Source organism: Chitinophaga sp. S165 (assembly GCF_003182155.1).
Lineage (GTDB): Bacteria > Bacteroidota > Bacteroidia > Chitinophagales > Chitinophagaceae > Chitinophaga.
The window spans coordinates 1568365-1593519 of the sequence record NZ_QGTG01000001.1 but is presented as its reverse complement, the minus strand read 5'-3'; the positions used below and the strand labels follow the sequence as shown (position 1 = coordinate 1593519).

General features: G+C 44.6%; 17 protein-coding genes. 12 read left to right on the top strand and 5 right to left on the bottom strand.

Annotation, left to right across the window (positions count from 1 at the left end):
- Positions 1 to 7: 7 nt before the first annotated feature.
- The 6 genes from C7475_RS05800 to C7475_RS05775 all read left to right on the top strand — a co-directional run bounded on the left by C7475_RS05800 (position 8) and on the right by C7475_RS05775 (position 10951).
- Positions 8 to 8518 (top strand): RHS repeat-associated core domain-containing protein, encoded by an 8511-nt coding sequence (locus C7475_RS05800; protein ID WP_158286429.1) that lies wholly within the window; start codon positions 8 to 10, stop codon positions 8516 to 8518.
- Between the two features lie 7 nt (positions 8519 to 8525).
- A complete protein-coding gene (locus C7475_RS05795) occupies positions 8526 to 8885 on the top strand; it encodes a hypothetical protein (RefSeq protein WP_110052122.1) in 360 nt (119 codons plus the stop codon).
- Positions 8886 to 9304: 419 nt separating this feature from the next.
- Positions 9305 to 9598: a hypothetical protein gene (locus C7475_RS05790; protein WP_110052120.1), complete on the top strand. Its 294-nt coding sequence runs from the start codon at positions 9305 to 9307 to the stop codon at positions 9596 to 9598.
- 47 nt (positions 9599 to 9645) lie between these two features.
- Positions 9646 to 9930, top strand: a complete 285-nt coding sequence (locus tag C7475_RS05785) for a hypothetical protein (RefSeq protein WP_146217481.1) — start codon at positions 9646 to 9648, stop codon at positions 9928 to 9930.
- A 168-nt stretch (positions 9931 to 10098) separates the two neighbouring features.
- Entirely contained in the window at positions 10099 to 10479 is a 381-nt protein-coding gene (locus C7475_RS05780; RefSeq protein ID WP_110052115.1) for an SRPBCC domain-containing protein, read from the top strand.
- Between the two features lies 1 nt (position 10480).
- Positions 10481 to 10951: a hypothetical protein gene (locus C7475_RS05775; RefSeq protein WP_110052113.1), complete on the top strand. Its 471-nt coding sequence runs from the start codon at positions 10481 to 10483 to the stop codon at positions 10949 to 10951.
- A 2-nt stretch (positions 10952 to 10953) separates the two neighbouring features.
- Here C7475_RS05775 and C7475_RS05770 read toward each other — a convergent pair whose 3' ends face one another.
- Positions 10954 to 11226, bottom strand: coding sequence for a hypothetical protein (locus tag C7475_RS05770; RefSeq protein WP_110052110.1), 273 nt, complete (start codon positions 11224 to 11226; stop codon positions 10954 to 10956).
- Positions 11227 to 11304: 78 nt separating this feature from the next.
- Positions 11305 to 12201, bottom strand: a complete 897-nt coding sequence (locus C7475_RS05765; RefSeq protein ID WP_110052108.1) for a LysR substrate-binding domain-containing protein — start codon at positions 12199 to 12201, stop codon at positions 11305 to 11307.
- 188 nt (positions 12202 to 12389) lie between these two features.
- Between C7475_RS05765 and C7475_RS05760 the strand changes: the two genes are divergently transcribed.
- Together C7475_RS05760 and C7475_RS05755 are read left to right on the top strand one after the other, a co-directional pair.
- Positions 12390 to 12743, top strand: coding sequence for a hypothetical protein (locus tag C7475_RS05760; RefSeq protein WP_110052105.1), 354 nt, complete (start codon positions 12390 to 12392; stop codon positions 12741 to 12743).
- 11 nt (positions 12744 to 12754) lie between these two features.
- A complete protein-coding gene (locus C7475_RS05755) occupies positions 12755 to 13147 on the top strand; it encodes a hypothetical protein (RefSeq protein WP_110052102.1) in 393 nt (130 codons plus the stop codon).
- Positions 13148 to 13311: 164 nt separating this feature from the next.
- Here the strand turns inward: C7475_RS05755 and C7475_RS05750 are convergent, their stop codons facing one another.
- Positions 13312 to 17568 (bottom strand): sugar-binding protein, encoded by a 4257-nt coding sequence (locus C7475_RS05750; RefSeq protein WP_110052099.1) that lies wholly within the window; start codon positions 17566 to 17568, stop codon positions 13312 to 13314.
- A 620-nt stretch (positions 17569 to 18188) separates the two neighbouring features.
- On the opposite strand from C7475_RS05750, the gene C7475_RS32920 reads away from it, so the two are divergent.
- The gene (locus C7475_RS32920; protein WP_158286428.1) at positions 18189 to 18356 is read left to right on the top strand and encodes a hypothetical protein; all 168 of its coding nucleotides are present in this window, start codon (positions 18189 to 18191) and stop codon (positions 18354 to 18356) included.
- A 70-nt stretch (positions 18357 to 18426) separates the two neighbouring features.
- Complete coding sequence (locus tag C7475_RS05740) at positions 18427 to 18867, top strand: hypothetical protein (protein ID WP_110052094.1); 441 nt, start codon at positions 18427 to 18429, stop codon at positions 18865 to 18867.
- Positions 18868 to 18881: 14 nt separating this feature from the next.
- Here C7475_RS05740 and C7475_RS05735 read toward each other — a convergent pair whose 3' ends face one another.
- Positions 18882 to 19424 (bottom strand): hypothetical protein, encoded by a 543-nt coding sequence (locus C7475_RS05735; protein ID WP_110052092.1) that lies wholly within the window; start codon positions 19422 to 19424, stop codon positions 18882 to 18884.
- A gap of 192 nt (positions 19425 to 19616) precedes the next feature.
- Positions 19617 to 19961, bottom strand: coding sequence for a hypothetical protein (locus C7475_RS05730; protein WP_146217480.1), 345 nt, complete (start codon positions 19959 to 19961; stop codon positions 19617 to 19619).
- 115 nt (positions 19962 to 20076) lie between these two features.
- On the opposite strand from C7475_RS05730, the gene C7475_RS05725 reads away from it, so the two are divergent.
- Together C7475_RS05725 and C7475_RS05720 are read left to right on the top strand one after the other, a co-directional pair.
- Positions 20077 to 23244 (top strand): TonB-dependent receptor, encoded by a 3168-nt coding sequence (locus C7475_RS05725; RefSeq protein ID WP_110052087.1) that lies wholly within the window; start codon positions 20077 to 20079, stop codon positions 23242 to 23244.
- Between the two features lie 19 nt (positions 23245 to 23263).
- Positions 23264 to 25153, top strand: coding sequence for a RagB/SusD family nutrient uptake outer membrane protein (locus C7475_RS05720; protein WP_110052085.1), 1890 nt, complete (start codon positions 23264 to 23266; stop codon positions 25151 to 25153).
- Positions 25154 to 25155: the final 2 nt, after the last annotated feature.

Genomic DNA, 25155 nt, shown 5'->3' with positions numbered 1-25155 from the left:
AATATATATGCGTTTCATTTACGCTGGAAAGTCAATGGTAAGGCTGATCGCCGTAGTCTGCATGTTATGTGGAGTACTGCAGGCCAGAGCGTTCAATGCCATTGAGAAATATCAGAATCAGATACAGGGCGAGCTGAAGAAAGGGGATGTTCTCTTTCTGAAAGACGAGAAATTTGAGAGTGCCGATTGGGGGAAGATACATAACCAAACCGTTAACAATATCATCACCTTTAGTCTTTACAGGGAATCGGGTGTGGTGTTATCCAAAGCTTTTAAATGTGAAATAGATCTGAAAATTGAATCCTGGTATGAACCTGGTCAGCCAGGACCGGATATTACGGACCATGTAAAACTGAACATAAATTATGATCCGGTTGCTGGAGTGGCCTACCAGGATGCTGCTGTGCACCGTTATATGAATGCACATCAGGTAAGGATCACCATCAATGATATTACCAGTGCGGAACTGGAAGCGCCCCTTCCTGCAACATTCCGCTTAAGCAGCCAGATAGTGGTAGAAAGGTCTTATGATCTTGATAATACCGCCAAACTACTCCCCAAGATAATAATGCCGAATGCCGGTGAAGCAAATGATGTGTCTCTTATATGGAATAAGATCACCGGTGCTGAAGAGTACGACGTGGAATGGACGTTTATTGACGAAGACTCTTATCATGGTAGTATGCTCGGTAAACCGGAAGGTGTTAAAGAAGCCGACCTGAAGGCGATGTTCCGGAATAATGCTACAAGGGTGACCGTACAGAAGGAGCTGTTTGACATTTCCCTGGTGAATAATTCGAAGTATCTCCTGGTACGCATGCGTCCTGTACAATATCAGGACGATGGCTCCCGGCTTGAACATCCCTGGCAATATGAGACTAAACAGGGAGCGGCAGACGAGGTGAAACTTGGTGTAGTGGAACTGACAGGCTATGAATGGCATGAGGAAAATAAGAACTGGCAGTACAATGCCGTATATGCGGAAGATGGCAAGAAGAAAGAAGTAGTCAGCTATTTTGATGGAACGCTGCGCAGTCGGCAGACTGTTACAGTAAACAACTCAGATAAAAGTGCTGTAGTTCAGGAATCAATTTATGATGAATTCGGACGTCCGCTTGTTAGCATTCTTCCTGTGCCATTAAAGGAATCTGCGTTTAAATATTATCCCGGACTTCACAAGGCGAGCGATAATACGCCTTATAATTTCAACCACGTATATGGTAACACAGCTTTCTGTATTGACAGACCGCAGCCATTAAAAACGTCGGTTGGCGCGGCGAAATATTATTCTCCGCTGAATGAATTTTTGCAGGGAGACAATGTGAGATCTGAAAATAAATATATACCCGATGCAGCAGGATATCCATTTGCGGTTACACGTTATACAAGTGATAATACTGGTCGTGTGAGCGTGCAAGGCGGAGTTGGTGAGTTATTTCAGCCAGGCTCTAACAATGGCGTAAGTAAGGCCACCCGTCTTTTTTACGGTAAGCCGGAGCAGTTCGAGCTTGACAGGCTCTTTGGAAATGATGTAGGTTACGCCAGTCATTATCTGAAGAACGTGACAGTTGATGGTAATAACCAGGTGAGCATCAGTTACCAGGATGCAGCGGGGCGGACTATTGCTACAGCATTAACTGGAGACACTCCTGAAAATCTTGATGGACTGCCATCAAAACCTGAAGTGGTACAAAAAACAGAAGTAGTATTAAATCGTGAGTTCTCATTTGATGCGTCTAAAATGATGGTTACTGGTACCGCTACTTACACAAGTACAGTTCGTGGACCTGTAAAGTTGAATTATGACGTAATGAGACTGATCAGGAAATATGAGGAGAATGGCGTTCAGATTTGCAGTAACTGTTATTATCAGTTATATGTTCGTATTACTGACAATTGCGGTAAGGAAATACTCAGAAACACTTTGCCTTTTCACATAGGATTCCAAAGTGGCTCATGTGGTGTTGAGTACCTTGATCATGGTGAATTGGACGCCACTTTTGAGATTGGGGAGTATTATATGACGTTTGACCTGACTATTCCCGAAGAGTCTGTGGCCGCATTTACACGGGAATATATCACAAAAAATACAAACCTGAAATCGCAGTGGTCATTTATCGAGAATGCACTGCATGGTAAAGATTTCACATCTTGTTTCAATGATTGTACGACCTGTAAGGAATCTCTGGGTGATTTGAGTGAGTTCAGCAGGCGAATAAAAGAACAATTGTTGTCTGATAGTGTTGTTATAGATGACGCGACTATCAATCCGTGGATCAATCATTTGTATGATTCTTTATCCACTCAATGTGCGGCATTAAAGGCATCATGTGGCAACAATTCCCCCTGTAAAGACCTTGAGGATAAAATGAGGCTGGATGTTAGCCCCGGAGGACAATATGCTCTCTTTGATGCTAATTATGCTCCTGTCGAAGCTTCTATTAATATACTGAACCTCTACTGGAGGCAAGTATTTAATCCAACGCCGGAGACCTCTCAGGATTATATTGATGAACAGTTCGAACTGGAAGATGGCACCATCTCGTCTCCTCATGACAGTGCATTCACACTACAATTACTGGTAAGATACTGGCGGCCGGAATGGGCAGGCAGGTTTGTTGAATTTCATCCCGAATTCTGCGCACTGCAGTTTTGTCGTGACAATTCAGAATTGCTGGACTGGGATCTGAGACTGCGCACATTTGCTAATACAATAGCAGATATACCTGGTGTTGTCACCGGTGCAGTTTATAATAAAGATAATATTCGTTGGCTTGTTGATCATGATACATTCTTTATGGGTAAAGGTGCCGCGTACGCACCGTTATTTATCAATGACCTGGAGAATTACTCAAGAAATATAGCTGGGGTAATTGGAGTAGCACCCGTCAGAAATCTTGTGAAGTTTGTTGACTATATGCTCTATTGTGCAGATTATACAGGCAATATTAATATCAACAACGTACCAACGAGGGAAGCTGATAACTGGACGAACTGTTCTCCGGTAGAAGCTTGCCGGATCTATGACAGGGAATGGACCATGTACAGGGATAAGTACCTGGAACTGAAAGAGAGATACTATCAGCGATTGAGAGATTCATCCATTTATTGCGGTAGTGCATGCCCTATAGGTAAACCGATCGAATATCCGACAACAAGCTGTCCGGACCCATCACAATTTTCACTGGAGCAGGTCGGCGTAGCCAATGCTGCCGCTGACAGTGATACTGTAAGGGTATCTTATATAGGAGTTCCTTTCACTCAGCCGGTAACAATTAGTATCTACTATCCGGAAGAGTATAAGGACCTGACATTAACCAGAAGTGTTGGTATAAGCGCAGGAAAATATTACGTTGACTTTCCTGTAAAGAAAGGCATTCCTATCAGTTCATTGCGGATCTCAGGTGTTAATTGCGGTTCGGCTCTGAGAGCGGCTCCCGTTTTTAGTTGTGCAGAAGCCGGCCCCGAAGATTTTACCAAATTAGTACGACATGATATTGAAGGTTACACTACCGTTGTCTATGAATACACCGGCCCTGCTCTTCCTAATGGAGCCTCTCTTAGTATGAAAGTGACCTGGTTACTGGATGATCCCGATAGGTTTTTCCCTATCTATTTGACCAACTCGACACTTGATAGTTTTCCTTTTACAGAAAGGGGAAATATCACGACTTGGGAGATATCGAAAGTATCATGTGTGGATGGAGAAGCGCCACCAGCACCAACGTGTAATCCGGCATATGCCAATAAAGTTTCCCGTGTTGGTAAAATTTCATACGCTACGCCGGATATAACAACTGATACCCTGGCATTGAAGGGAATGGTTGATGAAGCGCTTGCACTCATGATCAAACAGAATTGTGAAGCGCAGGTAGATACCTGGATGTCCCAACTGGATGACTGCTTAGTAGGGAAATCTTCTGCGACTATTAACTTACTGAGAAATAAATTGCTTGAAGTTTGTAGGTTAGGAGGGGATGCGGAACATCTGAATGGCGCCAGCACGCTCCCGTCAGGAAGAGCCACCACTCCGGAGGGATACAAATCATTTAAGGATGTAATCACAGGCGTGCTTGGTGGTTCTATGAGTATGACCTGTAATCCTTATTTGATCGAAGCACCGTACCCTTATGAAGTGAAATTGCAGGCCGTTGACCATGTGCTGAATGCAACTAATCCTTCAGTATGTAGCACACTGGCAGCATTATCTTCACAGTATACAGCCGGTGGTGGCGGCGGCACTTTCTACGCATATCTGCAGCAGAAATATGGAGCAGCAATGGACATCACCGCCGCCGAATTACAGCTGTTACAGAAAGGATGTAATAACTGCCGCTACCTGCTGGAAAAGCCTGTGAAGCTTCCTGTTTTTATGGAAAAGGGGGCGAAAGGCTGTATTACTGCGCAGGAATATACCCAGGCAATGTCGATCTTAACTGGTGCGATATCAGGTGGTCTCGATGTAGCGCACATCAATTATGAGACTATTGTTGCCAACTATTTTAACAGCAGTTTTGGATTTACATTGTCTTATGCAGATTATGCTGATTTCGCCGGATTGATAGCAGAAAATCCGTCCTCCACTACAGTAATGTTATGCAATCGTCCTGTATTTAAAGGTGTAAAGCAGGATAATTACGAATGCATGATGCAGATAATTGATGATGCAGTAGTAACAGGGAAGGTATTATACAAAGAATATATCGAAGAAGAGAAACGCCTGTTCCGCAAGAGCTATATCGCTTATTGCGGCGCAAACAAACCAATAGTTTCTTTAAATGCTCCACGGCAGACATACCATTATACATTGTATTACTATGACCAGGCAGGTAACCTGGTGCGTACAGTTCCTCCTGAAGGCGTTCATCCGCTGGACGAGGTGCTGGTACCGCTGGTTGATTCTGCTCGTGCACATATGCAGGCGACCTGTAACTATGATGGCGCTACTTCAAACACCAACGAGGCGGTTGCATTGCAACAGGTAACCAATGCTCTCGACCGTACAACTAACGAGGCGCTGGAGATGTGGCTCTATAACAAGAATGCGGGTGGTAGTCAGGTGTTAATGACCGGCAGCGGCAATAAATACGTATTGAGTACTTGTGTGAATGGCAGTTATCTGAACATAGACGTTTATACAGTTACACCACTTCCCACAAACGAGTCTGAAATTGTATTGTCGGCTCATACGACAGTAAGCTTAGCCGACATATTACCATTAAGCCAGTGGACGCATATTGTGATCCAGGGAGCAGGGTTGAACAGGAATGATCTGACGGTATATGTAAACGGTGTACTTTGTCCGCTTGCTACCATCGATCCTACAGGCGCTTGCGGATGGGAAATAAGATCTGGTTCTACATTTACATATCCAAAGAACTTTGCTTCCTTGAAGCAGCTGCGCTTCTATAGCCGGTTATTAAAAAGTGAGGAAATTGCAGCTAATGCAGCCGAACCTTGTCTTGGTCTTAGTCCCGAATATAAAGATGCCTTAACTGTCAATCTACTTAACTGGAGCCGCTTTAATACACCGGCGCCTGGCGCGGACGGTACAATTGGCAATGGTTCTACTACTGAAAGCCAATTTGCTGGCATTTATCCGCAGCATACATCGACTACATCTTATAGTTACCAGGCGCTGAACGGCATACAGGCGCAACATACTCCGGACGGTGGTGACAGCCGTTTCTGGTATGACATGTTGGGAAGAATGGTTACATCTCAAAATGCAGAACAACTGAATGCCCAGGGACGTGGAACAAGTAACCGGTTTAGCTATACGATGTATGACAAGCAGGGCAGGATTACAGAAGTAGGTGAGAAGACGAATATTGCAGAGAAACCAGGTGCGCAACCCTTTTTATCTGGCGATGGTATCGGTAGTATTTATGGGGCCGCGGGACAACAGGTTACAAGAACTTATTATGATGTTCCTAAAAGTGGCACTGTTTCAAACATCGCTGATGCGCAGGTTAACCTGCGCAAAAGAGTAAGCGCAGTTACTTATGGAGAAGATGGTAATGGAACTCCTCAACAGGCCACCTATTATAGTTATGACCAGATTGGAAATGTAAAAACGTTGTGGCAGCAGATAGGAGATCTGGGAACAAAGCAATTTGATTACCAATATGACCTTGTAAGCGGGAAGGTAAACAAGGTACGGTACCAGAAGGGACAATCGGATCAGTTCCTGTATGGCTATGAGTATGACGCGGAGAATCGCCTGACTAAAGCAGTTACTGGCATTAATAGTGTATCCAAAGATGGCTGGGAAATTGAAGTGCCCCATGCGGATGCCGCTTACCGTTACTTCTTACATGGTCCTCTTGCCAGGACAGAGCTTGGAAACGAGCAGCTTGTACAAGGTCTTGATTATGCTTACACCTTACAGGGTTGGTTGAAGGGTGTAAATGGGAACTATTTGTCCCCACAAAGTGAAATAGGTGGAGACGGTGCGCAGAATCCCGTAGCACGTGACGCATATGCATATTCATTAGACTACTTTAAAGGAGACTATAAGGCAATTGGCAGTGGTGCGAACGCCTTCTCACTGAAATGGACTGATGGTCAGTCTACTGACGCAGGGCGTGACCTCTTCAACGGAAATATAGCTCGTAGTACCCTGGCACAGAAAAGGGTTGCTGTACAGCCAACAGTAGGCTACAGCTACCGTTACGACCAGTTAAACCGCCTGAAAGGGATGCGTCAGCATCTGTTGGCAGACGGAGCTACTGACTGGAGTCCTTCATTAAGGGATGAATTCAAAGAGGATATTACTTATGATGGTAATGGTAACATTCTGAGCTACATCCGCAATGGTAGCAGCAGAAGTATAGCTATGGACCAGCTGACTTACAATTACTCCCGTGACGCAGCCGGTAACCTGTTGAATAACAGGTTGTCACACGTAGTTGATGCTGCCAATGATGCTGCGTATACAGAAGATTTGAAAACTCAGACAGCAAATAATTATCTTTATGATAACATCGGTAATCTGATCTTTGATAAAAAAGGTGATGTAGATGTAATTAAGTGGAACTTATACGGAAAAATTGAAAAGATCACCAAGTCCGACGGAAGTTCTTTGGAATATCGTTATGATGCTGCCGGTAATCGGGTGTACAAATTATATACTAACGGTACCATCAAAGAGAGCACCTGGTATGTGCGTGATGCGCAGGGGAATGTGCTGGCAGTATATGGAAATAAGGACAATGATAGCCGGATATATTGGAAAGAACAGCATTTGTACGGTAGCAGCCGTTTAGGTATCTGGAATACTGATACAGATGTGACCGAGCCTTCAACAGTTCGAAGTGATGTAAATTGGTTGAAGAAAGGCAATAAGCGCTATGAACTGACGAATCATCTGGGTAACGTACTGGCAACGATCTCTGATAAGGCTGTTGATTCAGTGATTGGTGGTGTGGTAGATCATTATGAGGCGGAAATATTGAGCGCACAGGATTATTATCCTTTTGGTATGTTGCAGCCTGATAGGCAGTGGAGTTTAGGGAGTTATCGTTATGGGTTTAATGGGAAGGAGAATGATAATGAGGTGAAGGGCGAGGGGAACCAGCAGGACTTTGGTGCAAGGGTGTATGATGGGAGGTTAGGAAAGTTCTTGAGTATGGATCCGTTGACGAAAACTTACCCCTTTTATTCGCCATACTTATATGCAGGAAATAGTCCTATTAGATATATTGACGTATATGGAGAAGGGCCTGGAGATGCTTTGGAGCTTTTACTAAAGATGTTGCATGAAGCCCCCAAGGCTGGAACTGAGATTTTGGTTGGGAAGATTGCTAAGACAAATATTGGTAAAGCTGTTGGTAAAACTACAGCACAGGTATATGTTTCAAGTTTAGGGTTGATGAATGGAACAAACAACCTGCTTAGCTTTGGTTTAATTAATAAAAGTTTTGAAGAACTTGGCTTACCAGAGGAATATAGAGGTTGGTATGAATGGGCAACTAAGGTAGGCAAATCTCAGCCACTTCCCGAGGGGGCTGTAGGGCCAGGTGCGGGTTCTTCACCGAGGCTTTCTTTTGCTGGAGAAGCGCCAGTTGTGGCAAATGGTGCAAATTTCGAGCTGATGTCAACTAATGTTGTACTTGCCAATACAAGTAGTTATGAATATGGAACACCCAAGCAATCGGCAAGTGACAAACCAGCCAGTGGAGAGAATAGCCCAGCAAGAGCTCAAAGTAGGATCAATATAACAAATGAAGGGTGGAAACATATAATAGATCGTCACTACAATAAAAACCCGAATGCTTCAAAATTTTCAATATCGCTCAAGCAGTTACGCAGTGTACTCAGCAGCAACGAGGTTATGAAATGGCCTATTACGAAGATTTTACCTAGTAAAGATGGGCCTAAATATGTAAGAGAGGTGGTTTTTAAGACTCCGATAGGTACGGATAAATTTAATAATTATCAGCCAACAAATGTAATGACCATCATGACAGATGAATTGGGTAACTTGCAGACGGCAACTCCTGGAGTAGTTAAATAAGGTATATATGGAACTTAGAGGAACTGAAATAGAGTCAGAATTTAGAGATCGCTTAGTACGCTCTAACGAAGCATTATTTAATGCTGAAGAATGCAAGGATTTATTGAATATACTTAGAGAGGTATGTGCTGGAATGAAAACAGCTTATATCCTTCGGCATATACCTGACCAGGACTCGGACTGGTATGTGATATTAGTTAATGATGATAAAGTTGTAAAAATTGAGTTGAGGCATGATAATAATCAAGAGCCTGTTATTGAGGTAGAGACGATCACTCAATACTTGAATGGACTTAAAAAACAACGCCAAATACAACTTGCTGTTGCATTAGATTTAGTTAAAAGAGATGGAGAGCGGAATAAGTGATTGAATTAATAATTGAGCAATTACCTTGTGCTAACATCTTGACGTATGTAAAAAAGTTGTACTAATACAAGCCGTCTCATTTTTGGGACGGCTTTTTTCTTTATTTATTTAAGTATTGCTTGCAGTTTAGATTTGCTATGAAAAAACATTCAAGAGCGGAGAATAAATGGATAAACCCAATGATATACTATTTATTAAATTCGCTTTGCTTGATTGAAGTTATCCTTGCAAAGTAGTAAAGTAAACCCAATGCCAGAACTAATAGACCAATATTTCTTAATCAACACAAGAGATTCAAAATTCGTAGCCCAGTTCCTTGATAAATACCTCCCTAAAAGAGCGCCGGTTTGGGAAAGTTACATAATTACGACAGAAAACGGTGAAGATGAAATTGAGGCAGAAGACATAGATTTTATTTCGTGTACTATGAGTATAATGTTACTACTCCCTATACTATATACCTGAAGAACGTCGATGAGGAATCGTTAATTGCTTTTGCTATTCTTACTTATACGGATGATGGCAAAATGGTTTTAGGCGTTTCTGTAATAGGCACTTTTAACGATGTAGATGATGTGAGAGAGAACCTTAAGATCTTCAATGATATAAAAGCCTTTACTAATTCCGAATCAGCTTGTATGACGCTTGAAGAGCCTCCACCTGATAATTCACTTGAATTTATTGAATTTGCAAAACAGCGGGAATGGACGTAATAAATGGATTACCATACATAGTGGCTTAAATCTCCAAATTAACCAAGATGACAAAGCAATCATTGTTAGAACAATATTTATCGCTATACAACAATAGAACAAATATAGCAATGGACCTGTTCTATCAAAAATTTGGTGTAAGAAATCCCACAAGTAAATGGCGGGATGGCTTGATAGCAAGAACCGGTTTCTTAGATAAAAATAACAAAATTCAATATTCATTACACGGCGCTGGTTGTACTGTTTGGATGGAAGATGAGGAAACTATATTCATTGACTTCTTAGAAGGCGAAGACTACAGCTTCGATAGCTGGAAGTTTTCTTTTTTATAGACACTACTAACACGTTTTCAGAACACAAACCTATCTTAGGAAATACAAACTATTTACGACTTGAAGTGGAAAAGCACAATAGCTATTTATATTAAAACGCGTTTATAATTCCCCCGGAAGTTATTAAAAATAATAATTTCCCTAGCTTTGCCCTCTACAAACACTCTCATGAAAGATTACAAAAAGCATTTCATCATCCCGGCGCCGCCGGAAGATCTCTATAAAGCGCTCACCAATCCTACCACCATCCAGCTCTGGACCGGCGAACCCGCCGAAATGTCCACAGAGCCCGGTAGTGAATTCGCTTTGTGGAGTGAAAGCATTGTCGGCATGAACCTGGAATTTGAAGAAGACAAGAAGATCGTCCAGGAGTGGTACTTCGGAGAGCAGGATGACGCATCTATAGTAACGATCATTCTCCACCCGAATAAAAAAGGCACCGACGTGGAATTAAGGCATACAAACATCCCTGACGAAGCGTATGAAGACATCGTAGAAGGTTGGAACGATTCTTACTTCGGCGCGTTGATTGACTTTTACACAGAATAGCATGAAAGCGGCGAGTGTCAGTGAATTAAAAAAGGAATTACAGGAAGTTCCACCGGCGCAGCTGGTGGAATTATGCCTGCGTCTGGCAAAGTTCAAGAAGGAGAACAAGGAGTTGCTTAACTATTTGTTATTCGAATCGCACGACCTCCAGGCGTATATAGAAGCCGTGAAGGAAGAAATGGACGAGGCTTTTGCAGAAACGACAAAGCAGCATATTTATTTTGTCAAGAAGCATCTGAGGAAGGTGCTAAGAGCAGTAAATAAACACATCAAATATACCGGCTCCAAACAAGCGGAAGTTGAACTGCTCCTGTACTTCTGCACAAAAGTGAAGAAGTCAGGCATAAAGGTAGGGGAGAGTGTGGCGTTGACCAAACTCTATATAACGCAGGTGAAAAAGATCGAGAAGTCTATTTCATTGCAGCATGAAGATCTCCAGCATGACTATAAAAAGCAGCTGGAGAGGCTGTAGTGTTATTCAGCCCCTTCAGCCATATCCAGTTCCAGGAGTTTACTAACCCCGGCATATTCGGCGGCTGCTTCCGGACATAAAACCGCCCCCAAAGAAGCCACAACTTTTTTAGCTAGTACGTCTATATCTGCAGTACTGGTAGTGAGGAAGGAAGGTGTATGTTCCCTCATCTGTTTCAGCAGGTTATTTTTGTGTTGTATAGAGATTCCGGCAAGTTCTTTCAATCTTTCAGAAGTCGTATTATACAATTCTTCGTAATAAAAAAGGATGTTCATAAAAGCACTCATTTGAAAGACAAATGTATGCCTTACGCTATAATCAAAGCTATATTGAAATCTTATGATCCATAAGATTTAGTTATAGATAGATTTTGCTAATTTGATGAACCGCTTATTCAACTCACTGGTTTCCCCCTTTCGTTGTATAAAATAAAAACTACGCTCAATACGCAGACCTTCAAAGTTGAGAACGGCTAGTTCCCCAAGTTGCAGTTCCTTGACGATAGACCTGGTAGAAAGAAAACCGACACAACCGGATTCTACCAGGAAGTTCTTCAGCGCCTCCGTTCCTCCCAGGCGAACACTGATCTTGAGATCGTCCAGACCTATCTTACTTTTCTTTAATCCTTGCTTGATAGCTTCAAGGGTACCACTACCGCGTTCACGGATAGCGATGGGCATATTGAGAATATCCTTCACCGCATATTCCTTTTTCTTCACGAGAGGGTTATTATGGCTGCATACAGCCACAATCTGATCTTTTAGGAACGGCTGATAGGTCACATTGCTCAGTTTGCCTTTTTCTTCCGTAACGCCAATATTGATCTCTTTATTTAGCAGTGCGTCCAGAACGATCTCGCTGTTCCTGTTTAACAGTGATATCTCCACCCGCGGATACTCCTGGTTGAAGGCCGACATCACACGGGGAAGAATATACAATGCAGCCGTCGTACTGGCGCCCAGGTTAAGCACACCGCTTGCCTGTAATTTGTCCTGCATAACGGAGATGTCGAACTCCGTCTCCTGCTGGATCATCTTTACAGTTAACAGCCTTTTATATAGCAGCTGCCCTGCCTCAGTCAGTTCAATATGCAGCCCCTTCCGCTCAAACAATTTCGTCTGATACTGCTCTTCCAGGCTCTTAATATGCCCGCTCACAGCAGGCTGGGAAATAAACAATACCTCACTTGCCCTTGAAAAACTCTTCTCACGGGCCACTTCCATAAATACCAGATGCCGGGTCGATAACATAACCTTGTATTTACAACAAGGTATTCAAAATAGCTAACTATCCTCATGGAAAAATTATCCATCACAATATCAATCACTTAGTATTTTGGTAAAACGAAACTTTCAGAATATTTTGAAAGTTCGGATATAAGTACATAGCTTTGTATCACAAAAGCAACCTTCTGCCAGTCACCAGAAATGTACCCGGTATGAACACACTCGCTTACATCATTTATCTCCTGATCACTTACCTGATAACAGTGCGCGTGGGCTTCGTCTTTTATCGTAACGGACGGATCTTTATCCTTGATCTGCTGAAAAACGATGTCTCCCTGACCGATGCAATTAACCGCATCTTACTCGTCGGATATTACCTCGTAAACCTGGGCTACGCCGCACTGATGATCAGTACCTGGGATGAGATCATCAGCTGGACAGGACTGTTGTTTTCAGTGGTATTCATGACCAGTAAGATCCTACTGACACTGGCCGTGATGCACTACTGCAACATGCTTGTGATCTATCTTATCAGTAAACGTAATAAATCAATTTTTCACCCTTAAAACACTGTTGTATGGAACCGACTCTTAACTTCATTGCTTACCTCATCTATCTGCCTGTAGTGATCATCCTGACATGGTATGTAGCACACACATTGTTTAAAAACAGCAAGGTGTTTATGCTGGATATCTTTCATGGCAAAACGGATATCGCTACAGCTACTAATAAACTATTCGAGACTGGCTTCTATCTGCTCAACCTGGGCTTTGCTTTCTGGATCATGGAAATATCATATGGCATCGGCAGTAACCGTAGTATGCTGGAAGTGCTGAGCGCCAAGATCGGTGGTTTCTGTATCTACCTGGGCATCATGCTGTTCTTCAACCTTTACCTGTTCTTCAGAGGCAGAAGGATCGCAAAAGCAAAATCACTGGCTCTTGCGCCTCTTCCCAAAGTTGAAGGATAAACCGCGGTCTGTCATTATCCCTATACCCGGCCTTCACTGTTTTGCTAACCTCAGGCTTCAGATGCTATGGCAATTGCCCTGGCATCTTTAGCGTTTCCATACATACACAGAAACGCCTGCTCCGCTCACGGAACAGGCATTCTTCTTTTTTAGTAATGACGATCTTACTGTATCAACAATTTCTTCGTGATCACTTTATCTCCCGATACATACTTAACAACATATACGCCTTTCGGTAACTGCGGAAGATTCAACCGTACTTCAGCCTGTGCTTTCGCTGAATACACCTGTTTACCATTGAGGTCGTACACAAACACATTACCTGTACCGCTATGGTTAGATATCATGATCTTCGCCTGTCCATCTGTCGCCGGATTAGGCAGGATACGGATCTCAGGCGTTCTCTCCGCAACGGTCTCCTCATGTCTCACCGCCGTAGTTGCTGCTCCCGCAGATGCATTCGCCAATGTTACCGTTCCATAACCTGATGTATTCTCATAATTAAACAAGGTACCCCACCATACCGCCTGACCATCACGTGCACCACCATTATCATCATCATCATAACCGGCGTCAAAACCAAATGAGATACCTGCTGCCGGTGTAATATTCAGCTGCGACCATGGAATGCTGATCTCCACGGTATAACCGCCTGTAATAGCAGCATACGCATGTTGCACTCCCGTAACAGCTACTTTAGTGAAGAGTGAACTGCTGTTGTATTGTTTGATGAACTGATTATCTCTTCCATCAAATACACTCAGCTTATTATTATTCGCATCAATGAATATTTCTACCGCATCATTATCCCACGGATCTTGTGAATCTGAATGTAGCGCACCATCTAGTACCCTCACACCAATGTAAAGATTATTGGCATCCCACAGCACACCAAAAGTAGCGGTATTATTAGGCGATCCTGTAGTTACTTTACTGATGCTCTGCGACAGGTTCCAGCTGCTCTCACTCAAACTGCCGTTCACTGTAATAGTACCCGATGCCGGACGCGCAAGTATAGTTCCCGGCTGATTAGGATCTGTGATAGTGCCCACTACCACCTGCACCTGATCACTGCTCGTCAGACTGCCGTCACTCACAGTTAACTGGAACACATAGGTACTTCCATTCGTCAACCCCGATACCACCGGAGCAGCAATCGTAGTACTGCTAAACGTCACATTAGGGCCGCTCACCTTCGTCCAGCTGTAAGTCACGGCATTACCTTCAGGATCAGATCCTGTACCCTGTAATGTCACTGTAGTCGTATTGGCCGCCAGTGTGCGGTCAGTGCCCGCATTTGCCACCGGTGGCTGATTCGGAGTGCCACTGCAGGTTGTCAGGTAAACCGTGCCAAATACAGAGGGATTGGAGAACGCCGTAGAATTAGTCGCAAATGATGCGATCTGTGCATCACGTGTACCATTATTATCATCGTCATCTATCTGAACATCCAGTCCAAGTGGTTTACCCACAGATGCTGTCGTACCAATAGTCGACCACGGAATAGCTACCTCCAGATTATACCCCGTTGCCGTAGCATATTGCCTGAAATTAATACCCGTAGTCCTTGTAGCAGAATTACCTCCCGTATGTACCACATTATCATTCCAGCGGAAGCCCAGCTGAAAATCATTCAATCCGTCATACGTAGCGCCCTTGCTGTTATCGCCGTCGATGAATATTTCCACCACATCATCTTCCCACCAGCTGGCGCCGGAGTCAGAGATTCTCGTAGCATCATTCACTTCCACCAGCAGATAAAGATTTGTATTATCATACATCGCTCTCCACTTACCCGCATAATCAGATGGTAAACTACCTAATATCACATTGCTGATGTTCCTCACCGGTGCAATAGCCCACGCCGCATCAATCGTATTATCGATAACAGGCGCTGTTCCCGATACCTGTGCTATCACCGGCGATACACAAGGTGGATTGTCATTATCCGCAATAGTGATCACCGCTACCGTATCTCCTCCCAGGTTATAGGATGGATCTTTCTGCAAGGTCAGTCGTAATGTCTCCGGTCCTTCAAACGCAGCATCATTCACCGGCGTGATATTGATTACTGCGGATGGTTGAGCCGGTGTCAAAGTAATGGTACCACTTAACGCCGGACTGGCAGTATAGTCGCCCGCACTGGCAGTACCTGCTACTGTATACTTAACATTAATACTTTGCGACAATGAAGAAGTACTAACAGTAAATCTGCCAGCCGTACCATTCTCAGATGCATTCGCTATCGTCGCTAATACATTGACACCCGGCAAAATAGATACCTTTCTCACAGCAGTAAAATTACCACTGGCTGTAGTCACGGTAATATTGGCTACTCCAATTCCTAACGCAGTCACTTTACCCGTAGCATCCACCGATGCTACAGACGGATTAGAACTGCTCCAGGTAACGTTCTTATTGGTAGCATCTACAGGTATGATATCGGCTGACAACTGCAATATCTGCCCTTCCGTAAGCGTAGTATCATTCGCCGGTTTGATACTCACTCCCGATACAGGAATATTAATATTCTGTATGATCAGCTGAAATCCTGTATTGCGATTTAAGTAAGCACCAGATTCCGCATTAGTAACAGTAAGATTGTTGAACGTAGCAGTCTGTGAGCCAGCCTGCACATACAAGCCAAAACCGCCATATACATCTGAAGGCACGTCACGTACAACAGGGTCCAATCCTGTACCATCAATAACAGTATTATTAAACACCAGATGATGCAGGTTATTACCATATATCTGTATACCATCGCGTTGAGAACGTAGAATAGTATTATTGTCAAACTGCATGTTGAATATACCACTACCACCAGCATAGAACTCAATAGAACCCCTCTTCTGGTTCCACAGATCATAACTGGTACCGCAGCCTGTCATCGTGTTTTCATACACCTTGATCACATCCCCGGGATATTCAAACGTAAATCCCGGGAAGTCATTGGTAAAGCGGATTGCAGAACCGCCCACACCGTCTTTGATCAGGTTATGATGGATCTCATGACCGGTACCGCCAAACAATGCAATGCTACCCGCCCGCCAGTTATTTTCAATCGTATTATACCTGAAAATATTATTGCGGCAGGTCTCATTATTACCAGCTACATTCGCAGGCCACACCGCCAAACCATCATCACCATTATTTCTCACACTGGATTGTTCAACTACGGAGTTCGAAGTACCCTGACAGAAGTTCACACCATCTGCATAGTTATTCCTGATACGACACCTGGAAATAACAAGGTCCCTTGTTATGTCAATAGGATAAGGCGCATCATAACCAGCGATCCAGAAGCCGCACTCAAAGTGCTCCACCCAGATGTCATGTATACGTGATCCGGTACCATACGTACCCATAAAACCCTTATAGGTTTTATACATCTCACCCGGCAACCTCGGATTAGGTTCGTCGTATTTCAGACGGTCATTGTTGATGGTACTAAGCGTGAAATGAGATATCTCTACATTACTGGCACGGCCCATAAAACCGCCCCAGAATTGTTTGTCGGTAGAGAAGTACACTTCTGTATACCAGATACCTGCGCCCTGTATTTTGAGGTTGCTGACATTCAGCGCCACCTTATCACTCAACATGAAACGGCCTGCCGGAATATACACATGTTTACCCTGCGCCGAAGCTGCAGCAATACAGGCATTAAAGGCCGCGAAGTCGTCATTCTGGTCATTCGCTACGGCGCCATAATCTGTTACCGAAAGATAATTTGCCGGCTGAGTAAGCGCAGCTGGCACAGGCTCCAGTTCAACAAAGTCGACGCCATAAGTAATAGCATCGCCATTGTCTTTCCGGATACTGAGTTTGTCGCCCGCATTCAGTGGATTGTCCAGCCGGAAATGCACCTCATCAAAACGCATGAAGGTTTTACCGCCAGGCGTCTGTACAGGATCAGCCGCCGGGAAATACTGATAAGCCCAATAGGAAGACAGGTTGATGTTCCTCACCTTGGTGCCGTTCACATATACACCAAGTGAACCAGTCCTTCCTGCGCCGGTATTATCATCGGGCATGGTAAAACGAAGTGTAACGCCTTGCGCTGCCTGCGCCAGTGTCCATTCAATGCTGGCATTATTGCTACTGAGGCTCACATACTTCTGATCTGAAGCCTCTGATGCAATATCCGTCTGAATGAACTGCGGCGATTGCTGTAATGCAGCACCGCCATCTAGTGTAGCATTCTCTGATTCATAACGGGTGTAAGGCAATTGATATGCACCACGGGGCAATCCGTCGCTCTGTGCAAACAAGGCCGTACTGAATGTCAGTAACAACATAAGAAGTGAAGACCTGCGCCAGCCAGGTACTTTTCTGAGGTGTTTGAGCCGTGCAGGACCAGCCTGCATAATGGACGCAGCATAGCGCGCTTTCGAGGGAAAAGAAAAGGGTTTTCTCATTATAGTAGGTATTTAGAGACAGGAGTATTTCCCAGGATCTCTCAGAGTCAACAACGTGGTAATAATTTTTTCATCCGTGGTAATACCAAAGGAAACAAAGTAGACTGAAATGGGCAAGTAGTACGGAGAAAATATAGAAAATACAGCCCCTGGTGATGCCTGCTATAACTGTAAATATCTAAAAATGAATATCCTGCGGATATATGATTATCTTGATTGATATAGGGCATTTTGAGGCGGGGCATGATCGGATTTCTTGTCGGTATCCAAATGGGAGTGATCTACTGGATGGTCATGCTCGCCATTGCGGCGTTTGTTCTGCTATCTTATTGGTCTTCTGATATTGTGCTGTCTATGGATGTTGTTGATGACCATTTGGTGTTGCAGACCACAAAATGTTTCGAGCAAAAAACGACACGCTTCAATATTAGAGAGATCGAGCTACAACTTTTTTACACACTCCCTACAGCTAAAAAGAGGGGATTTTACTCAATGTATGTCATGAGGAGCAACAAAGTTCAAACGGTGTCATACTGAACAGAGAAGAAATAGAAATTATCCGGTATAGCTATTTCGCTAAACAAACACTCCATCGGCCCTTAGAAAATATCTCCCTGAAAATGGACTACCTGGGCGCTACAGGCAAACAAAGGGATGCCGTGTTAACTATATTTGAGGGAACAACATCTTTTCACCAGGTATATGCTAATGAAGGTTTTACTGTAGAGCAGTTTAAGGAACTTATCCTCGCCTTCGATGATTTGAAGGCCGGCAGGTATAAAAGCTAACATATCTTTTCATGGACATAAATATTACTTTTGCAGCCGCTGATGTGTATTGTGTCCATCCAGGTTTATTATGAAGATTAAAACATCAATTTCGAAAGGTCAATTTTTTCTTTTCGCATCTGCAAGTTGCATTGTCCTGTTGTTACTGATTCTTTTGGGATATGTATCCGAAGGTTCACTGTTTTTCGCGATTGTCGGTGTTATCCTGAACGCAGCAAGACTGACGACATGTTCCATTGAATTGGACATAACCGGAATAACAGTGGTTTGGAGCCGTTTCTTTGTCGAACAAACCATCTGGCGTCCAATAGAGAATATTTCCCTCGAAATCATCTACTCCGGGTCTAGCGGTAAGCCGCAAGACGCCATATTAAATGTTTTTGAAGGCCCAAAATGCATTTATCAGGTATATGCCAACCATGGTTTTACTGAAGATCAGTTTAAGGAAGTGATCTTGGCTTTCAAAGATTTAACGGATAAAGATGTAGAAGTTAGCCCAACTCCGTTATAGATATCTATTTTAAACTATGAAAGTGAGGCCCCTGACAAGCTGGCATTATAGATGTCTTTTAAACGAAATCGCCTACCGTCCATGTTCCTTCCCCTGTTACAGTAATATCCCTGTACGAAGGTTTTATATAAAGTGACGCATCCCGGCTTACGGACCAGCCTTTGTTCATACGTTTTATTTTGTGCTGGACACTCCATGTTCTTCCGCTCTTCCTGATGTAGATGATCAGACAAATAGAGCGCCTCTAAAACGATCACTACATGATCAACATCAAAGCCATCTTTCAATAATCCCATCGCTTTCCCCACCAACTCCCGGTATTGTTTATACACCCTTGCATCTACCGGCATTTGCCTATAGACAAGTGAAGCAATGCCTGCCGCTTTTTTTAACCGTCCAGCATTCTCCATAGTCCTTGCAAAAGCCGGATCACGCTTCACACGTTTCCCTGTAAGCGAACTTTTAGTACGGACGATATACTCACCCTTCATAAAATAAATGGTGAGATTATCTCTGGTACCAACAAAAGGAGGTAAGCCTCCAACAAACTTAGCCATAAGCCATCATAATTTTAAAGACTCAGATGCTGAATTAGCATCCGTCGCGAATATACCTACTCTCATGGATGCGTCGTGTTAACGTCGTATCAAAGGCTGGTTTAAAGCGTACTTTATGCCGGATTTGCCGATTATGCCGATTTTGCCGCAGTGGAAATGCAACAGGAAGATCACAATTAAAAAAAGGGAACGCTAAAAATAGCCCGGCAATGATACCAAGTGGAAGCCATCGCAATTCTCCCCCCGGATTATTTTTAAGGCCAGCGGTTCAGGAAGCAAAAAAATGGGCCTTCGTTTCTTTGACACACGATTGATGCCGCTCAATAAAAGCTTCCAAAGCCCATCCGCTTGAAAAAGCCTGATAGAAATCCAACCAAAGAAACACTGCCAATTTTGTGCTTCCTGAAAAGCACAAGTGAAAAAATATTCCCCCATATCTCCGCCCTTCAACATAACTGAAAGAGAATATTCCCCATAGAATTCCAATCCCGAAACATCGCAGCCTGAAATAAAAATAAATAACTGTAATAATGACAATTATATTATATTCACTATGAATTTCACCGTTAGCATGAAAAACGCCGGGAGTACTGACCGGTCCGGACCTCTAGTGTATTTATAAAACCCAGAACACAACCTAAAACCCATCGTTATGAAAACGCTCTACGCATTTTTAGCGATGCTGCTATTAACCTATGCCCAGGGTTTCTCGCAGCAAGCTAACCCAACGACTTATTCAGGTACCGTAACAGATTCAACAGGCATCCCCATTCCGGGAGCAACAGTAGCAGTAAGGAACAGTAACAAAGGAGTTGTAACAAAGAATGACGGCTCATTTACCATTCAAGCCACGCCCGGCACAACAATTTTTGTCAGCATCGTAGGCTTCCAGACCAAAGAAGTACTACTTGGAACTCAAACCAGGTTACAGGTGACAGTCACATCACAAGCCAGCAACCTTACCGACATCGTCGTAGTAGGATATGGTGTCCAGAGAAAGGCGTCCGTTACAGGGGCCGTAAGCACCCTTAAATCGGATGATCTGGTGCGAACGCCATCAACTACCACATCGGCTGCTTTGGTGGGAAAAATGCCCGGTATTACGGCCCGCGCTACCGACTCCCGGCCAGGTAACGGTACCAATATCCAGATCCGTAACCTCGGTAACCCGCTTTTCGTCATCGATGGTGTGCCCTATACCGGTAGTACCACTCCGACCGCCTTCGGTTTCACTACCGGCTCCGGACAAGACATCTTCAATAACCTCGGACTGGACGATATCGAAAATATCACCATCCTGAAAGATGCCTCCGCCTCTATCTACGGACTAAGAGCCAGTAACGGCGTAGTACTTGTTACCACCAAGAAAGGCCGTAAGAATGAACAACCCAGTATCAACCTTTCCGGGTATTACGGTTTCCAGAACTTCACCCGCTATCCTTATCCCGCTAATGCCGGACAATACGTCCGCGCTTTACTCGAATCAGAACAAAACCTGGGACGCGACCCATCTCTGCTCTATAGCCCCACAGAACTATCTAAATGGGAAGCCGGCACAGAAAAAGGATACAAAAGTTACGACTACTATAAAGAAGTACTCCGCCCAAATGTACCGCAGTACTACATTAGCGCCAACGCTTCTGGTGGTTCGCAACGCTCCAGCTATTACATGTCTGTCAGCCGCCTGAAACAGGACGCCGTGGTCAAAGACTTCAGCTTCGAACGTACCAACTTGCAGGCAAACCTGGAAACCAGCCTGGCAAAAGGATTAAAGGTAGGAACACAGATCAGCGGCAGACTGGAAAAAAGACATCAGGTAGGTGTACCGGGTCTGGACGATTACTTCAACCCGTTCCTCAGTATCTTCAGTATGTGGCCCACAGAAAGCCCATACGCGAACGATAATCCAAACTACATTCATCAGACGCACAACGTTAACGTAAATCCTGTCACCTACAGAGACGACGTCACAGGCTATGTTGACGAATGGTGGAGAGGTATGAACGTCAACCTCAACGCACAGTACGACTTTGGCTTTGGCCTCAGTATGAAAGGTGTATACTCCTATAACTTCCTCAACGAAGAATTTGACGGTTTCGAATACACCTGGAACGCATACCGCTATGATCCCGTAAACGATAACTACTACACCGAACCCGGTTTCGGTAATCAGAACCCGTGGAGGGAACGGCACAAAAGAAATGTGATCTCCCGCTATGCACAATTCCAGCTAAACTTCAACCGGAAATTCGGTTCGCACAACATATCCGCCGTTGCCGCGTATGAGCTGTCCGACTACGATAACTCTTACTATGTCGTACATACCATTCCTTCGAACAACTACGTACCAACGCAGTACCTCGTAGAACAGGACTATCTGTCTGACGAATGGTCACTGGAAGCACGTGCAGGTTATATCGGAAGGATTAACTACGATTATAAGTCAAAATATCTGCTGGAAGTACTCGGCCGGTATGATGGTTCCTATCTGTACGCCCGTGGTAAACGCTGGGGCATCTTCCCCGGTGTATCATTGGGTTGGAGACTGTCAGAAGAACCCTGGCTGAAAGGCCGTTTCGGCAATGCGCTGAACGACCTGAAACTAAGAGCTTCCTATGGCGAGACCGGTAGTGAGATCGGTTTCTCGAACGGAAATCCCCCTAATGCGTTTGATTACCTCTCGGGATATAATTTCAACCAGGGAGGTGCTGTATTGAACGGTAGTTATGCCATCGGTCTCCGTCCCCGCGGATTGCCAGTAACAGAATTGTCCTGGGTGAAAAACAAGACCATCAATGCCGGTATTGATTTCACCGTATGGAATAATCGCATCACCGGACAGGTCGACGTGTTCGAACGCCGCCGCTCCGGACTGCCTGCTGCACGCTATGATGTATTACTGCCCAGCGAAGTAGGATATTCTTTACCCAACGCTAACCTGAATGCCGATGCTACACGTGGTATTGAAGGTATGGTCGCGTATACGGGGCAAACTGGTAAAGTAAATTACTCTTTAGCAGTGAATGCTACCTATGCTCGCCTCAGGTCTGTTAGTACTTACAAACCCCGCTTCGGAAATGCCTGGGACCAATACCGTAACTCGATCGAAGACCGCTGGTCAAACGTAACCTGGGGTTATCATGTAATTGGCCGCTTTGAATCTGAAGAACAGATCAAAACCTACGGCGTCGATAATGATGGGCAGGGTAACCGTACAGAACTGCCTGGCGACTTTCAATATGAAGACGTTAACGGAGATAAGATCATCAACGGCCTTGACCAGCGCCCTATCGGTTACGCACAAGGCGCACAACCTTACGTGAGCTTCGGCATCAATGGCAGTGTCGCCTGGAAAGGTATCACGCTGCGTTTCGACTTTGCAGGTGCTACCATGCAATCCTTCCTGCGCGACTGGGAACTGCGTTATCCATTTCAGAACAATGGTTCGTCGCCCGCATACATGCTGACCGACCGCTGGCATAGAGAGGACCCTTACAATCCTTCCAGCCGTTGGATCAGCGGCAAGTACCCTGCTATCAGAAAAGATAACACCACACACGTGAACTACGCTGTAAACGATTTCTGGATCACGAACGTACGCTATATCCGGTTGAAGAACTTGGAATTAGGCTACAACTTCTCCCGCGATCTCGTTAAACGTGCCGGTCTCGCCGGACTGCGTGTGTATGTAAATGGGACGAACCTCTTCTCGCTGGACAATGTGAAAGAATACGAAATAGACCCCGAGATCAGTTCCACCAACGGATTGGTATACCCGCAGCAACGCCTGTACAACTTTGGTTTTAACGTATCCTTCTAACGCTCCTTAATGTTATTTTATGAAACGACTATATATACTTTCCCTCATCACCGGCAGCTTCCTGTTACTGACAGGCTGTATGAAAGACTGGCTGGACAGGGAACCACGTACTATCTTATCTGACGAACAGGTATGGAATGACCCTAAACAGATCACCGCTTTACTTGCCAATTTCTACGACAGGATCCCTGCCGAATCAGGACTGACCGATGTGAACAACGACGGCGCTGATGGCAGATTATTCCAGTGGCGAAATATGGCCAATTATGATGAAGCCATGTGGAGCGGACAATCTAATGAAGATGGACGTAACAATATTACTTCCTATGGTTTCGGTAGCTGGTATCTGTGGAACTATACCTACATCCGCGATATAAATCTGGCCCTGGAGAATATTGAGAAGTACGGCATCAGCCTGCCGGACGAAGCAAAGAAACAGTATTCCGCCGAGCTGCGTTTCCTGCGTGCCCTCAACTACTTCAACCTGGTGAAGAGAATGGGAGGGGTACCATTGGTAACGAAACAACTCATCTATGACTATTCAGGTAACGTGGCCGATCTGCAACAACCACGTGCAAAGGAATCGGAGATCTATGACTTCATCGGGTCGGAAGTAGATGCCATCAAAGACCAGCTGGGTAATGCGGGTAGCAATAGCCGGGCAAATAAGTATACCGCATTGGCACTGAAAAGCCGTGCAATGTTATATGCAGGCTCCATTGCAAAATATAACAATCTGATGCCGGTGCCTATTACAACACCCGGAGGTGAAGTAGGTATACCTGCTGATATGGCGAATGCTTATTACCAGAAAGCACTCGATGCTTCGAAAGAGATCATCAACAGTGGTCCATACGCCTTGTACAGGAACAATCCTGACCCGGGTGAGAACTTCTACGAAGCAGTTACCAAAAAAGCGACAAACCGTGAAGTGATCTTCGTAAAAGACTTCCTGTACCCTACACGCAGGCACTGGTTCTCTTACGATAATATCGCGCGTGGCATCAGGGAAGATAACCTCGGTTCCTCTTCCGTTGTCCCTTCGCTAAACCTGGTGGAAAGTTTTGAATACCTCGACGGATCAAACGGCGCCCTGAAAACACGTACGCCCGACAACACCGATTATATCTACTACGATAATCCTGCTGCTATCTTCGCTAATAAAGACGCACGTTTGTATGGCACGATCATCTATCCCGGCGCTTCCTTCAAAGGGCTGACAGTGTCAATACAGGCAGGCGTCATGGTATGGAACGGCGGGCGCAATGCATACGATGTGATAGAAGGCAGCGATCTCGGTACGACGTATAGCGACGGTAGATTACTGACTGCTTCTTCAGGTCCCCACCGGTCCATAATGGAAGTATCGAACACCGGATTTTATATAAGAAAATTCATCGACCCGAACGATAAAACAAGTACCCGCGGTATACAAAGTGATATCTGGTGGGTATGGTTCCGTTTGGGAGAAATATACCTGAATGCAGGAGAAGCAGCTTTCGAGCTCGGACAGACAGGTGATGCGCTGCTTTATATCAACGCACTGCGTGAAAGAGCCGGCTTCGGTGCTAATAGCCTTACCACATTAACCATAGACCGGATCAGGAATGAACGCAGGGTAGAACTGGCGTTTGAAGATCATCGCTTATGGGACCTGAAACGCTGGCGAATCGCCGATAAGGTCTGGAATGGAAATGCATCAAGCCCCGATGCAATGATCTACGCATTGTATCCTTATCGTGTAATACGCCCCGGAGATGTTAATCGCGATGGCAAATATGTTTTTGTAAAGATGATCGCGCCGCGCTTCAGAGCACCACGTTTTTTCCAGCTGGGTAATTACTACACGGCTATTAACCAGGCAGTGTTGAACAACAACCCGAAGATCATCAGAAATCCTTTTCATTAACC